The organism is Collinsella aerofaciens (assembly GCF_019131995.1).
In the GTDB taxonomy this organism is placed as follows: Bacteria; Actinomycetota; Coriobacteriia; order Coriobacteriales; family Coriobacteriaceae; genus Collinsella; species Collinsella aerofaciens_S.
Window position 1 is genome coordinate 1 of the sequence record NZ_JAHONA010000043.1, and the last position, 11416, is coordinate 11416.

11 protein-coding genes and 2 tRNA genes are annotated in these 11416 nt (G+C 59.5%); 12 read left to right on the top strand and 1 reads right to left on the bottom strand.

The window, feature by feature from the left end; genetic code table 11:
• Window positions 1-302: 302 nt before the first annotated feature.
• The 9 genes from KSY82_RS09665 to proC all read left to right on the top strand — a co-directional run bounded on the left by KSY82_RS09665 (window position 303) and on the right by proC (window position 8573).
• Window positions 303-1364: a glycoside hydrolase family 5 protein gene (locus KSY82_RS09665; RefSeq protein ID WP_099432625.1), complete on the top strand. Its 1062-nt coding sequence runs from the start codon at window positions 303-305 to the stop codon at window positions 1362-1364.
• Between the two features lie 6 nt (window positions 1365-1370).
• Window positions 1371-2249 (top strand): 16S rRNA (cytidine(1402)-2'-O)-methyltransferase, encoded by an 879-nt coding sequence (gene rsmI / locus KSY82_RS09670; RefSeq protein WP_217749856.1) that lies wholly within the window; start codon window positions 1371-1373, stop codon window positions 2247-2249.
• 69 nt (window positions 2250-2318) lie between these two features.
• Window positions 2319-3920, top strand: coding sequence for a methionine--tRNA ligase (metG, locus tag KSY82_RS09675; protein WP_217749855.1), 1602 nt, complete (start codon window positions 2319-2321; stop codon window positions 3918-3920).
• A 107-nt stretch (window positions 3921-4027) separates the two neighbouring features.
• A complete protein-coding gene (gene rsmA / locus KSY82_RS09680) occupies window positions 4028-4888 on the top strand; it encodes a 16S rRNA (adenine(1518)-N(6)/adenine(1519)-N(6))-dimethyltransferase RsmA (protein WP_217749854.1) in 861 nt (286 codons plus the stop codon).
• Window positions 4878-5795, top strand: a complete 918-nt coding sequence (locus tag KSY82_RS09685) for a TatD family hydrolase (RefSeq protein WP_195239553.1) — start codon at window positions 4878-4880, stop codon at window positions 5793-5795. The genes rsmA and KSY82_RS09685 overlap by 11 nt, the downstream gene beginning before the upstream one ends.
• Before the next feature lie 43 nt (window positions 5796-5838).
• Window positions 5839-5925, top strand: a tRNA-Leu gene (locus KSY82_RS09690).
• A 388-nt stretch (window positions 5926-6313) separates the two neighbouring features.
• Window positions 6314-7252, top strand: a complete 939-nt coding sequence (locus KSY82_RS09695) for an SPFH domain-containing protein (RefSeq protein WP_217749853.1) — start codon at window positions 6314-6316, stop codon at window positions 7250-7252.
• Between the two features lie 6 nt (window positions 7253-7258).
• Window positions 7259-7729 (top strand): 23S rRNA (pseudouridine(1915)-N(3))-methyltransferase RlmH, encoded by a 471-nt coding sequence (gene rlmH / locus KSY82_RS09700; RefSeq protein WP_217749852.1) that lies wholly within the window; start codon window positions 7259-7261, stop codon window positions 7727-7729.
• A gap of 73 nt (window positions 7730-7802) precedes the next feature.
• On the top strand, window positions 7803-8573 hold the full coding sequence (proC, locus tag KSY82_RS09705) for a pyrroline-5-carboxylate reductase (protein WP_217749851.1): 771 nt from the start codon (window positions 7803-7805) through the stop codon (window positions 8571-8573).
• A 158-nt stretch (window positions 8574-8731) separates the two neighbouring features.
• Here proC and KSY82_RS09710 read toward each other — a convergent pair whose 3' ends face one another.
• A complete protein-coding gene (locus KSY82_RS09710) occupies window positions 8732-8905 on the bottom strand; it encodes a DUF6724 family protein (RefSeq protein WP_197032773.1) in 174 nt (57 codons plus the stop codon).
• Between the two features lie 111 nt (window positions 8906-9016).
• Here KSY82_RS09710 and serS point away from each other — a divergent pair, with 111 nt between their 5' ends.
• The 3 genes from serS to KSY82_RS09725 all read left to right on the top strand — a co-directional run bounded on the left by serS (window position 9017) and on the right by KSY82_RS09725 (window position 11008).
• On the top strand, window positions 9017-10300 hold the full coding sequence (gene serS, locus KSY82_RS09715) for a serine--tRNA ligase (RefSeq protein WP_152074052.1): 1284 nt from the start codon (window positions 9017-9019) through the stop codon (window positions 10298-10300).
• A gap of 201 nt (window positions 10301-10501) precedes the next feature.
• The gene (locus KSY82_RS09720; protein WP_217749850.1) at window positions 10502-10852 is read left to right on the top strand and encodes a hypothetical protein; all 351 of its coding nucleotides are present in this window, start codon (window positions 10502-10504) and stop codon (window positions 10850-10852) included.
• Between the two features lie 79 nt (window positions 10853-10931).
• A tRNA-Arg gene (locus KSY82_RS09725) sits at window positions 10932-11008 on the top strand.
• The last annotated feature ends 408 nt before the right edge of the window (window positions 11009-11416 follow it).

The following is an 11416-nucleotide window of genomic DNA, read 5'->3' on the forward strand; positions in this document are numbered from 1 at the left end:
GGAAAGAAGCTGCGCCGCGGGGGAGGCGACCCAAATGGCTTTCTCATATCGTCTTTTATGTGGACCCGCGGAAAATGCATCCCAGTCTTTTGCGAAAAACGGGACGCGCTTTCCGGCGCTTACTTCCGACGTGCGTGCACATCTCGGCGCGCCATCTCGGGCCCGCTCAGACATTCCTCCCGCTTTTGCGCCACTTTACAGACCGTTCGGTCGTCTGTCCGCACGCGCGGGTATACTCAAAACGATACTTTTCCTATGCAATACGATGCAGGCTCGGCCTGCACGATCCGAAGGGGGCAGTGATGGAGAGGATACTCGGCGTTAATCTCTCTGGCTGGTTTATTCCCGAGCCTTGGGTTACCCCGTCGCTATACGCGGCGACCGGTGCATCCAACGCGGCCGAGCTGCAGGAGGCCATGGGCACCGCCGCCTATAACGAGCGCATGCGCCGTCATTACGAGACGTTTGTGAGCGAGGATGATTTCCGTCGCATGGCGCAGATCGGCCTCAACGCCGTGCGCCTGCCGGTGCCTTGGTATGCCTTTGGCTCACAGGAGTCCGATGCCTCCTACATCTCGGTTGTCGATTACATCGACCGCGCGATTGAGTGGGCTGCCAAGTACAACATTCGCGTGCTGCTTGACCTGGCGACTGTGCCCGGTGGCCAGGGCGATTCCAACGATTCGCCCGCCACGCCGGAGGCTGTTGCCGAGTGGCATTCGTCCACTAACGGCCGCCATGTCGCACTCGACGTGCTCGAGCGCTTGGCCGAGCGTTACGGCGAGGCCGAGAGCCTGCTGGGCATTGAGCTGCTGGATACGCCGCAGATGAGTGTCCGCAAGAGTCTTTTTGCCATGACGGATGGCATTCCGGCTCACTACCTGCGCAATTTCTATCGCGATGCCTACGAGCTCGTCCGTTCGTATATGCCCGAGGATAAGATCGTCGTCTTTTCGTCTTCGGGGCATCCCAGCGAGTGGAAGCATTTTATGCGCGGCGCCAAGTACAAGAACGTCTACATGGACCTTCACCTGTACCATTACCGCGACGAGTATGCGCTCGATATCACGAGCCCCCGCGGGCTGACGACGGCGATTTCGCGTAACAAGCGCGAGCTTAAAGAGGCGATTTCAACTGGGTTCCCCGTGCTGGTGGGCGAATGGTCGGGCGCGGCGATCTTTGCCAACTCGTCGGTTACGCCCGAGGGCCGCAATGCCTACGAGCGCGTGTTTATCGCCAACCAGCTGGCTTCGTTTGCGCCGGCTGCCGGTTGGTTCTTCCAAACGTGGAAGACCGAGAAGCGCATTGCAGCATGGGACGCCCGCGCGGCGCTCGGTACGCTCGAGCGCGGCATGATTGAATAGGTTGATATGACGCAAAACAGCGCCCATACGGGCAAACTCTATGTGGTCGGCACGCCCATCGGCAACCTGGGCGACCTGTCCCCGCGCGTTGGCGAGGCCTTTGCCGCTGCCGATGTCATCTGCTGCGAAGACACGCGCGTGACGTCAAAGCTGCTGATGCACCTGGGCATTTCCAAGCCGCTTGTCCGTTGCGACGAGAATGTGATCGCCAGCCGCGCCACCGGCCTGGTCGACCGTCTGCTGGCGGGGGAGACCCTCGCCTTTGCCTCGGACGCCGGCATGCCGAGCGTGTCCGATCCCGGCCAGGCGCTGGTCGAGGCGGCGCGTGAGGCCGATGTGCCCGTCGAAGTTGTTCCCGGGCCCTCTGCTTGCGTCACGGCGCTCGTTTCGTCCGGCATTCCCTGCGAACATTTTTTCTTCGAGGGCTTTTTGGGTCGAAAGCGCGGCGACCGCGTGCGCCGTTTGCAGCGCCTTGCCGTGGTTCCCGGCGCACTCATCTTCTACGAGTCTCCACATCGCATCGTGGCGACGCTCGAGGCTGTGACAGAGGTTTTTCCCCAGCGTGAGGTTGCCGTCTGCCGCGAACTTACCAAGCTGCACGAGGAGGTCTTGCGCGGGCCCGCCGCCCAGCTCGCCGAGGAGCTGCGTGCTCGCGGCGAGGTGAAGGGCGAGATTGCGCTGGTCATCGCGCCGCCGAGCGAGGACGAGGAGGCCGGTATCGTGCCGGTTGGCGCCGCGGCAGCGGATCCCGACGAGGCCCTGCGCGAGGATATCCGCGCCGCGCTCGAGGAGGGGGAGCCCGCGTCTGCGGTGGCCAAGCGCCTGTCTCAGAAGTATTCGCGCCGCAAGCGCGATGTCTATGCCATGGTGCTCGATATGCAATAGATGGAGGATATCCAGCCCTTGCGCTAGAATCATCCCCTGTATGCAACGTTTTTCTGGAGGACAAACCCCATGGATCAAAGCAAGCCTTCGTTCTTTATCACGACGCCCATCTACTACGTCAACGCCGATCCGCACCTGGGCACGGCTTATTCCACCATCATCGCCGATGTTCAGGCTCGCTATCGCCGCTCAGCCGGCTATAACGTCAAGTTCCTGACTGGCATGGACGAGCATGGCGAGAAGGTCGCCGAGGCTGCAGCCAAGCACAACATGACGCCGCAGGAGTGGACCGACAGCCAGGCTCCGCATTTCAAGGAGCTTTGGAGCAAGCTCGAGATCTCCAACGACGACTTCATCCGCACCACCGAGCCGCGCCAGCATCATGCGGTGCAGTATCTGTGGGAGCGCATGAAGGAGTCCGGCTACCTGTATAAGGGCAGCTACGACGGCTGGTACTGCGTGCCCGACGAGACCTACTTTACCGATACGCAGGTCCAGAAGGGCGACGAGGAGTACGGCAGCGTCGGCCAGCACCTGTGCCCCGATTGCCACCGTCCGCTCGAGCGCGTGCAGGAGGAGTCCTACTTCTTTAAGCTCTCTGCGTTCCAGGACAAGCTGCTCAAGCTCTATGACGAGCACCCCGATTTTGTCGAGCCTGCGTTCCGCATGAACGAGGTGCGCAGCTTTGTCGAGGGCGGCCTTAACGACCTTTCCGTGAGCCGCACGAGCTTTGACTGGGGCATTCAGGTCCCGTTTGACGAGGGTCACGTGACCTACGTGTGGTTCGATGCGCTGCTCAACTATATGACGGCCGTCGGCTACGGTGTCGACACCGACGAGGCGCGTGCCGAGCTGGCCTATCGCTGGCCCGCGCAGTTCCACATCGTGGGCAAGGACATCATCCGCTTCCACTGCGTCATTTGGCCCGCCATGCTCATGGCCATCGGCGAGGCCCTGCCCGAGCACGTCTTTGCCCACGGCTTCCTGACCGTGCGCAATGCCGAGACCGGCAAGGCCGAGAAGATGTCCAAGAGCCGCGGCAACGCCATCGCTCCGCAGGACGTTATCGACATGCTGGGCGTCGAGGGCTATCGCTATTACTTTATGACCGACGTGGTGCCCGGCACCGACGGCGCCATCAGCTTCGAGCGCATGGAGCAGGTCTACAACGCCGACCTGGCCAACAGCTGGGGCAACCTTATCTCGCGTTCGCTCAACATGAGCGGCAAGTACTTTGACGGTTGCGCGCCCGCCAAGCCCGCATCGTTCGATGCGTTCGACAACCCGCTGGCAAAGATTGCCGATGGCCTGGTCGATCGCTACATGGCCAAGATGGACGTGCTCGATTACGGTGGAGCCAAGGACGAGGTCATGGAGCTCATCCATGCCGCCAACCACTACATCGAGGACTCCGAGCCTTGGGCGCTTGCCAAGGACGAGGCCAAGGCTGACGAGCTGGCGTTTGTGATCTACAACCTGCTCGAGGCCATCCGCATCGCCGCTCACCTGCTGATGCCACTCATGCCCCAGACTTCTGCCGAGGCTCTGCGTCGCCTGTCCTGCGAGGACGAGGCCACGAGCGACGACCTCAAGGGCATTTGCGCTTGGGGCCTGCTTGCCGGTGGTCAGCCCGTCGAGAAGGGCGAGCCGCTGTTCCCGCGTCTGGGCTAAGCCGCTGCGCGCCATATCGGCAATTTGCTGTTTAGATGTAAGGGCATGGCCGCAACGGTCCATGCCCTTTTGTTTCAAGACGCCGCCACCATGCTAAGGAGGCAACTATGACAACTTCGCCTTTGGCAAACCCCACGGCAACTAGGGAGCTGCTAGAGGAGTTTGGCCTTGCGACCAAGCATCGCCTGGGCCAAAACTTCCTGATCGACAACCATGTGATCGAACGTATCTGTGAGCTCGCTGAACTTGCGGGCGATGAGCGCGTGCTCGAGGTCGGCCCGGGTTGCGGTACGTTGACACTTGCGTTGCTGCAGGAGGCGGCGTGCGTTACGTCGATCGAGGCCGATCCCGAGCTTGAGCCGGTGCTTGACGCCCACGCCGCCGACTATGCCAACTTCCGCTTTATCATGGGTGACGCGCTCAAGGTGACGCCGGGGCAGATTGAGCAGGCTGCAGGCGGTGAGCCAACGGTATTTGTTGCGAACCTGCCCTATAACGTGGCGGCGACGATCATCCTGCAGTTCTTCCAGACGATGCCCGCGCTCAAGCGCGCCGTCGTCATGGTTCAAAAGGAGGTTGCCGATCGCATTGCCGCAACGCCGGGCAACAAGACCTATGGCGGCTATACGGCAAAGCTCGGCCTGTATGCGCAGGTGACGGGTCGTTTTGAGGTGCCGCCGCGTTGCTTTATGCCGGCGCCGCACGTGGACTCGGCCGTCGTGCGTATCGACCGTGTTGACGGCGTGGTGCCCGAAGGGCTCGATCGCGACTTTGTGGCTCGCGTGATTGATGCTGCATTTGCCCAGCGTCGCAAGACCATCCGCAATTCCATGAGCGCCAACGGCTTTGCCAAGGACGTGCTCGATGCCGCCTTTGAGGCTTGCGGTATCGCACCCACCACGCGCGCCGAGACGCTTGATGTTGCCGACTTTGTCCGTCTGGCCCAGGAGCTAATCCATGATGCCTAATGCCGAACGTGTGACGTTTACCAAGAAAAAGAAGACGGTTGCTTGTCCCGTGCCCTTGGCACCGCTTGCCGACACGCATGCGCATCTACTTTCGTTCTGGGGCAAGGATGTGCCTGAGACGCTCGTGCGTGCCAAGGCGGCAGGCGTCGACCTGTTGGTGACGATGCTCGACCCCATCGCTGACAAACGCAGCGTGACGGACTATAGCGACTGGCTCGTGCGCGAAATTCTGCCGATGCAGGATATCCCGCAGATCAAGTATCTTGCCGGCGTGCATCCGTATGGCGCACCGGACTATACCGACGACGTTCACGCACAGGTCGTTGCCGCGCTCGATGATTCCTTATGCGCCGGTATTGGCGAAATCGGCCTGGACTACCACATGGACTATGACGACGATATCGCGCCGGCACCCCATAACGTGCAGATTGACTGCATGGCGCGTCAGCTCGAGCTTGCCGTGTGCCGTAACGTGCCGGTGGAGCTGCATCTGCGCCACGAGGACACGGACCATGAGCGCACCTCGCACGTTGATGCGTACAACGTGCTTCGTGAGGTGGGCGTGCCCCAGGCCGGTTGTGTGCTGCACTGCTTTGGCGAGGACCGCGCCACGATGGAGCGCTTTGTGGAGCTGGGCTGCTATATCGCCTATGGTGGTGCGGCCACCTTTAAGCGCAACGACGACGTGCGCGAGGCATTTGCGGCAACCCCACTCGATCGAATTTTGTTCGAGACGGATTGCCCGTATATGGCTCCGGAGCCCATCCGCGGTCTTGAATGCGAGCCCGCAATGATCTCCATTACGGCAAACGCGCTGGTTAACGACCGTGTCGATCGTACCGGCGAGGATGCTGAGGCAATCGCGCAAGCCGCTTGGGAAAATGCCTGCAAACTTTTTCAAAAATAGTTCTTGCGTTCGCGGTGGCGCTCCGTTATTCTAATTCCTGCACGCGGGCGTGGCGGAATTGGCAGACGCGTACGGTTCAGGTCCGTATGGGGGCAACCCCATGAAGGTTCAAGTCCTTTCGCCCGCACCATTGAATGAAAGAGCTCCCAGCAATGGGAGCTTTTTTGTTATGGGCCGTTTTTGGCAGATTTGACATATCGATTTCGCGCGGTAGATGCCCCTGTGGTCAAAAAGTGGCAAATATGAGTACTGACATGAAAATAGAGACATTTCATGAAGCCATTTTTGCTCATTTTACGCAACAGATGTACGCTAATTTGGCTCAACCTTGAGACAAAATGAAGTAATTTCGATAGACCTCGGGTTCAACGAGGCGATTTTGACCCAAATACGCTGTTACTAAACTGGTAACAGTACTCATATTTGGCCTTTTTTGACCACGGGTCCTCCTGTTGGTGTCACGTGGCTGCTTCGTGCGGGTATCCTAGTGCCAACGTGTGCCTATCAGAGGAGAGACCATGCTGTTGTCCGGTATCATCGCTGCCCTTACGAGCTTTCTACTTCCCATCATCATTTTGTTGCTGCTGCTCCCCAACGCCTGCTATGTCGTTGAACAGCAGCATGCCGTGATCATCGAGCGTCTGGGCAAGTTTAACCGCATCGTCAACGCGGGCTTCCACATGAAGGTGCCCGTGATCGACCGCAAGGCCGCCACGGTGAGTCTGCGCACCATGAAAAACGGTTTTGGCATCGACGTTAAGACCCAGGACAACGTGACCATCGGCCTTGAGGTCTCTGCTCAGTACCACGTGAGCTATGACATGGGCGCCGGCCCGGCAGATTCGGGCATCTACAAGAGCTACTACATGCTGCAGGAGCCCGTCGACCAGATGCGTGATTTCATCACCGACGCCCTGCGCTCTTCCATCCCCGTCTATACGCTCGATGAGGTCTTTGCCAAGAAGGATGACATCGCCAAGGACGTTAATGCCACCGTGTCCGAGCAGATGGCTGCCTACGGCTTTACCCTCGTGTCGACACTCATCACCAAGATCGCGCTGCCGACCGAGGTCGAGAACTCCATGAACGACATCAATGCCGCCCAGCGAAAGCGCGCTGCTGCGCAGGAGCTCGCCGAGGCCGACCGCATCAAGCGCGTCACCGAGGCGACCGCCGAGGCCGAGGCGATGGAAAAGGCGGGCGAGGGCATCGCCAACCAGCGCAAGGCCATCGCGCTGGGCATCAAGGATTCGCTCGAGATCATCCAGGAGACGGGTGTCGGTAACGACGAGGCCAACCAGCTGTTCATGTTTACGCAGTGGTCCGAGATGATGACAGAGTTCGCTCGCACGGGTAAAACATCGACGGTCGTACTGCCGAGCGATTTCTCGCAGTCGGCCTCGATGTTCGAGCAGATGCTGACCGCCGGCAAAGTCCAAAACGATTCGAAGGAGTAGACGCGCGTGAAATACACCGTCGTTTGCGTCGGTAAGCTCAAGGAGCGCTTTTGGAAGGATGCCTGCGCCGAGTACACCAAGCGCCTGGGCGCCTATGCCAAAGTGGATATCCGCGAGGTGGCCGATATCGACCCGGCTAAGGCGGGCGGCGTGGATGCCGCGCGCGACAAGGAGGGGGCAGCGATACTTGCAGCCCTGCCACCTCGAGCACATGTGATCTTGCTGGCCATTGAGGGCAAAGAGCGCTCGAGTGAGGAACTCTCGGCGCGGCTCGACGATCTTATGCTGCGTGGTAACAGCGACATCGCCTTTGTGATTGGCGGATCGGACGGCGTGAGCGATGATGTACGCGCACGAGCCGACGAGATGCTCAGCTTTGGACGTATTACCTTGCCGCATAACTTGGCGCGCGTGGTGCTGCTGGAGCAAATCTATCGCGCCTGCAAGATCAGCCGTGGCGAGCCGTATCACAAATAGGTCGGCAATACGAAACAATGCCGTGGGACAATAGCTTTCGTTTTGAAGAACGTGTCTGAGAGGACTATGAGATATGAAGATTGGATTTGTCGGTTTTGGCAATATGGCGAGCGCTATGGCCGATGGCTGGATCGCCGCCGGTGTGGCTGCGAGCGATATGTGCGCCTGCGCGGGCCACTACGACGCCTTGGTTGAGCGTTGTGAGGCGCGTGGGATGGTTGCCTGTCGTGACGCGGCGGAGGTTGTCGCCGCATCCGATATCGTGGTTGCTGCGGTCAAGCCGTACATGATCGAGAAGGTCTTCGCTCCGCTTAAGGACACTCTTGCCGACAAGGTTGTCCTTTCGGTTGCCTGGACTTGGGATAGCGCCAAGTGGGAAAAGGTCCTGCCGGGTGTCGCGCATATCTCGACAGTGCCCAACACGCCGGTTTCGGTGGGCGAGGGCGTCATCGCCTGCGAGAGGTCCTCTACGCTCGGCGACGAGCAACGTGCTGTTGTGCTCGACCTGCTCGGTAAGCTTGGCACTGTCGTCGAGCTCGACACGAGCCTGCTGTTTGTGGGCGGCACCGTGGGCGGTTGCGCCCCGGCATTTGTCGCCATGGCGATTGAGGCCCTGGGCGACGCGGCCGTCAAGCACGGCATTCCGCGCGCCGATGCCTATCGCATTGTGAGCCAGATGGTGTTGGGTACGGCAAAGCTGCAGCTTGCAACAGGGCAGCATCCTGCGGCGATGAAGGATGCCGTATGCTCACCCGGCGGCGCCACCATCAAGGGCGTCGTCGCGCTCGAGGACGCCGGCATGCGCAGCGCCCTGGTCAAGGCCATCGACGCCACCCTCCAGTGAAACCTGCCATTTAGGGACAGGTTTATTTTGGCAGGTTTTTTCCTGCGGTTTTTTCGCATGTGCGAAAAGCGCCCCGCAACTGGCTCAATTCCAGTTGCGGGGCGCTTGCGTTTGCTCAGATAAAACCGACCAAAATAAACCGGTCCCTTTTTGGCAGGTTAGTCCCAGAAGCCGTCTTGATCGTCCTCGGATTTGGGTCCGCGGTCGACGTAGAGCTTATGGGTGCGCTTCTCCATTACAAAGGCAAGAATCGCAAACAGTAGGATGCCGCCGGCGAAAAGGATGGCAAAACCGGTGCGGGTGCCAAACAAAAAGGAAAAAACTGCGTCCATTGGGTGCCTTCTTGCGTAGTTGAGTTGGGTCGTAAACGCTCATAAGTATATACTTGCCCATACATGTACAAGGTTGCAACCTAAATGGAATGTATATTGCCGGAGGATCTAATGCTTGATATCAAGTTTGTTCGCGAGAACCCCGATGCCATCGATACCGCCATGGCTAACCGCCAGACGTCTTGGGACCGCGAGAAGTTCTTTGAGCTCGACGACGAGCGCCGTGCCGTCATCACCGAGGTCGAGGAGCTCCAGGCAACGCGTAATGCCGAGTCCAAGAAGATCGGCGCCCTGATGAAGGAGGGCAAGAAGGACGAGGCCGAGGCCGCCAAGGAGGCCGTGCGCGCCGTCAACGAGAAGATTGACGGTCTGGCCGAGCGCCGCACCGCTCTTGAGCAGGAGCAGTACGACTTCATGGCTCACCTGCCCAACATCCCTTGCGAGGCCACGCCGTACGGCAAGGACGAGGACGAGAACATCGAGCGCCGTCGTTGGGGCACCCCGCGCGAGTTCGACTTCGACTTTAAGCCGCACTGGGATCTGGGCACCGACCTCGACATCCTCGACTTCGAGCGCGGCAACAAGCTCTCCGGCAGCCGCTTCACCGTTCTCGGTGGCGCCGGCGCCCGTCTGGAGCGCGCCCTCATCAACTTCTTCCTCGACACGCACACCAGCCGTGGCTTTAAGGAGTGGTGGCCGCCCATCGTCGTCAAGCGTCAGACCATGTTTGGCACGGGCCAGCTGCCCAAGTTCGAGGACGATGCCTATCACGTCTCGGGTGATAACTTCCTGATCCCCACCGCCGAGGTCGTGCTTACCAACCTGCACGCCGGCGAGGTTCTCGATGCTGATACCCTGCCGCGTCGCTACACCGCCTTCACCCCCTGCTTCCGCGAGGAGGCCGGCTCCGCTGGTCGCGACACCCGCGGCATCATTCGCCAGCACGAGTTCGACAAGGTCGAGATGGTCAAGTTTGCCAAGCCGGAGGAGTCCGACGAGGAGCTCGAGAGCATGACCGCCGAGGCCGAGTACCTGCTGCAGCAGCTGGGCCTTCCGTATCGCGTGATTAGCCTGTGCACCGGCGACTTGGGCTTCTCTGCCCGTCAGACCTACGACGTCGAGGTCTGGCTGCCGAGCTACAACGCCTACAAGGAGATCAGCTCCTGCTCCAACTGCGGTGACTTCCAGGCTCGCCGCGCCAATATCAAGTATCGCGACCCCGAGAACTTCAAGGGTTCGCGCTACCTGCATACCCTCAACGGCTCCGGTCTGCCGGCTGGCCGCACGATGGCCGCCATTCTGGAGAACTACCAGAACGCCGACGGCACCATCACGATCCCCGAGGTTCTGCGTCCCTACATGGGCGGCCTCGAGAAGATCGAGCCGGTCGCGTAGGCAAGCTACATAAGCGATTTGATGGGGCGCTCCTGTCTGGGGCGCCCTATTTTGTGCGCAGGCCCATACCATGTCGTGCGGACAGCTCAATAGAAAATACACGAACAAACGTTCTGTATACAGCTATCTACCTGCTATGCTTTTGCTAGATAAGAGCGAGAGAAAGGGGATGCAATGGAGTTGTTCGATGAACGGGTAGTTATGTTCGAGAGCGATGAAGGCGGTGAGTACCTGCTGGTAACGTGTGAGCCGTCTGGCATGGGTGGCTTGGTGGTTCGGCAGACGAGCGAGGGACCATTGACGCAATGGTGCTATGAGGAGTCGCCACATGTGATCGAGACGTTTGTGGCGCACGAGGGGCTTGTTGCCCTTGAGCATTTCTATGGGGTCCGGACATCTAACCAGGTGGCTCGAATGTTGAGCATCTCGTTTGCCGACTACGATTGTGCCCAGCGGGTGCGGTCGCTCTTGGGGGAGCTTGGCGCCGGGTTCGATGTGATTGAAAAGCCAATCGATCGTACGGGAAGCGTTGGTGCCCGCGGCGCAGCGTGACAAATATCTGCCTGGAGAAAAAAAGTTAGAGATTGTGCTTGACTCTAATGAACTAAAGTGGTTTTATATGTCTTGCGCTGCGGCGTTACCTCAGCTGGATAGAGGGTCTGACTACGAATCAGAACGTCATAGGTTCGAATCCTATACGCCGCACCAATTGAAATTGAAAGCCTCCGGCAACGGGGGCTTTTCTTTTAGGTAAACACCGCATGGATTCGAACCTCGGTCGAGGCGCGGGCGTCAAGAAAACGCGGAGCGTTTTTAGCCCGCGGGCGAGGACGCCGGCAGGCGGCCGAAGCCGGTGTGGATCCGCGAAGCGGATGCGCGGAATCCTATACGCCGCACCAATTGAACTTGAAGCCTCCGGCAACGGGGGCTTTTCTTTTACGCCGGCACCGCACGGATTCGAACCTCGGTCGAGGCGCGAGCATCTTAATCATCACTTCGTAAAATTTTTCCAAATTGTCGCTTGACCCATCGAGGGGTCACGTGCATAATAATCCGTGCGTTGCGGCGTTACCTCAGCTGGATAGAGGGTCTGACTACGAATCAGAACGTCATAGG

Bases quoted from the DNA above. Each gene is read 5' to 3' on its own strand.
- KSY82_RS09665 (WP_099432625.1), top strand. From the start codon at position 303: ATGGAGAGGATACTCGGCGTTAATCTCTCTGGCTGGTTTATTCCCGAG.
- rsmI (WP_217749856.1), top strand. From the start codon at position 1,371: ATGACGCAAAACAGCGCCCATACGGGCAAACTCTATGTGGTCGGCACG.
- metG (WP_217749855.1), top strand. From the start codon at position 2,319: ATGGATCAAAGCAAGCCTTCGTTCTTTATCACGACGCCCATCTACTAC.
- rsmA (WP_217749854.1), top strand. From the start codon at position 4,028: ATGACAACTTCGCCTTTGGCAAACCCCACGGCAACTAGGGAGCTGCTA.
- KSY82_RS09685 (WP_195239553.1), top strand. From the start codon at position 4,878: ATGATGCCTAATGCCGAACGTGTGACGTTTACCAAGAAAAAGAAGACG.
- KSY82_RS09695 (WP_217749853.1), top strand. From the start codon at position 6,314: ATGCTGTTGTCCGGTATCATCGCTGCCCTTACGAGCTTTCTACTTCCC.
- proC (WP_217749851.1), top strand. From the start codon at position 7,803: ATGAAGATTGGATTTGTCGGTTTTGGCAATATGGCGAGCGCTATGGCC.
- KSY82_RS09710 (WP_197032773.1), bottom strand. From the start codon at position 8,905: ATGGACGCAGTTTTTTCCTTTTTGTTTGGCACCCGCACCGGTTTTGCC.
- serS (WP_152074052.1), top strand. From the start codon at position 9,017: ATGCTTGATATCAAGTTTGTTCGCGAGAACCCCGATGCCATCGATACC.
- KSY82_RS09720 (WP_217749850.1), top strand. From the start codon at position 10,502: ATGTTCGAGAGCGATGAAGGCGGTGAGTACCTGCTGGTAACGTGTGAG.